Origin of the sequence: Klebsiella sp. A-Nf5 (assembly GCF_002810545.1) — a bacterium.
GTDB lineage: Bacteria > Pseudomonadota > Gammaproteobacteria > Enterobacterales > Enterobacteriaceae > Klebsiella > Klebsiella variicola.
Genome location: NZ_PIOG01000283.1, coordinates 1 through 1,465, shown reverse-complemented (window position 1 = coordinate 1,465; position 1,465 = coordinate 1). Strand labels below are relative to the sequence as shown.

General features: G+C 55.9%; 3 protein-coding genes. All 3 read right to left on the bottom strand.

The features are described 5' to 3' along the window. Window positions 1–157: 157 nt before the first annotated feature. The gene (locus CWM53_RS32185) at window positions 158–289 is read right to left on the bottom strand and encodes a hypothetical protein (protein ID WP_264755260.1); all 132 of its coding nucleotides are present in this window, start codon (window positions 287–289) and stop codon (window positions 158–160) included. Window positions 290–299: 10 nt separating this feature from the next. Continuing rightward, complete coding sequence (locus tag CWM53_RS29855) at window positions 300–779, bottom strand: antirestriction protein (RefSeq protein WP_100697433.1); 480 nt, start codon at window positions 777–779, stop codon at window positions 300–302. Window positions 780–851: 72 nt separating this feature from the next. Beyond that, the coding region (locus CWM53_RS29850) for a DUF932 domain-containing protein (RefSeq protein WP_100750909.1) at window positions 852–1,465 on the bottom strand (614 nt) is incomplete at its 5' end.

Below are 1,465 nucleotides of genomic sequence, written 5' to 3'. Positions count from 1 at the left end.
GCCGGGTTCGCGTAACTGGTGTTCCAGCAGGGTCAGTGCGCGTCTGATAGTGCGCTGTGCGACGGGAGATATTCCCCCGCGGTCAGGGGGACACGTGGTGGTATTCATTTGCTTTTCCTGTCTGTTGACGTATCCGGGACGGATGTGTTGTACAGCTTCACCGCAACGACGAACCCGTCGGGAAATGCAGGAAGGGTTCGTCGATCACAACGTCACCGTCCTCATCCCTGACCGTTGTTTTCCCCAGCGCATCCCACAGGGCATTCAGGTGAGACAGTTCATACGGCATGGCGGGACACTCAGTCGATAATGCGCATGATGGCGCTGCATTCCGGGTGATGCAGCGCATAGTCACGCAGACGCCAGTAATGTTCCGTCATGGCATCGCATTCTGTGCGGCATGCGTGATGACTGTAAGCGACAAGACAGACTGCAATCCCTGCAGCTTCGGCGCTCATGTCTGCGGCGTTGCCATTCATGGCGTTGAACAGCGACCAGAAGGCATCGTTGTCCGTTTCCGGAACCATGAAGGCCCCGCCGTTGCTGAGAGTATAAAAATTCCAGATACCACCGCTGTAGTCAGCGCAGAACCGGTCCATCCACGCAAAGACCTGCGGTTCAAGGGTCATCCACTGCGGGATGTTACCAAAGTGCTGCGGCCAGAACTCCACACGCTGTTCGTCCGGTACGGGCGTGGCTGTCAGAGCAGGTGCAGAACCGTTATCGCCAGCCTGCAGAGGTAGCTGATGGTTGTCGTTAATATTAATAATGTCGGTCATGTTAATTTTTCCTTATGCAGTCGAATGTAGGTCTCGGGCCGGGGATTGATTTCGGTGGCGGGGCGCGGATGATTACCTGTCCAACAGTTTCAGCATATTCTCCGCCATCACCCAGAGCGCACGGTTTAACTTAACGTCGCCATCAATCCCGTTTACTGGGCGGGTGTGGGTACGTTTCCCCTGCGCGGTACGGCCACTTAGCCCGCCTTTCAGCAGGTTTTCCTGAATGCGCTGGTAAGTGGTCCACAGGTCATCGCTCTCGTCCTGCCAGCGTCGAGGAGCAAGAATTTGCGATTCAGTTACTGGCTGGTACTCTTCCCCAAAACGATATGTGAGCGCCGCTTTAGCCAGTGCATGTTGTGCGGGTGACGGGAGTTGCACGGACTGCATGGCTTCACGTTTCTCTTCCACCCGCTCAAAGACGCTGAGAACCTCATAGGCCCCCTCAATCACCTTCCCGACAACGTCGCCCCTGTGTGGCACGCGGATCTCGCCAAACGACTGTCCGCAAACGAGCGAATTGGTGCAGACGCTTCGGAATATCCCCGGCAGTAACTGAAAACTTGATGCGCCATCGTGCGAATTCAGAATGATGATTTCCGGCACCTGCTGACCGTTTATTTGACCGGTACGACGCAGTCGGAGCATATGCTTTGTATGTTCCCGTCGGCTCTGGTCGCGCACTC

Bases quoted from the DNA above. Each gene is read 5' to 3' on its own strand.
- CWM53_RS29855 (WP_100697433.1), bottom strand. From the start codon at position 779: ATGACCGACATTATTAATATTAACGACAACCATCAGCTACCTCTGCAG.
- CWM53_RS32185 (WP_264755260.1), bottom strand. From the start codon at position 289: ATGCCGTATGAACTGTCTCACCTGAATGCCCTGTGGGATGCGCTGGGG.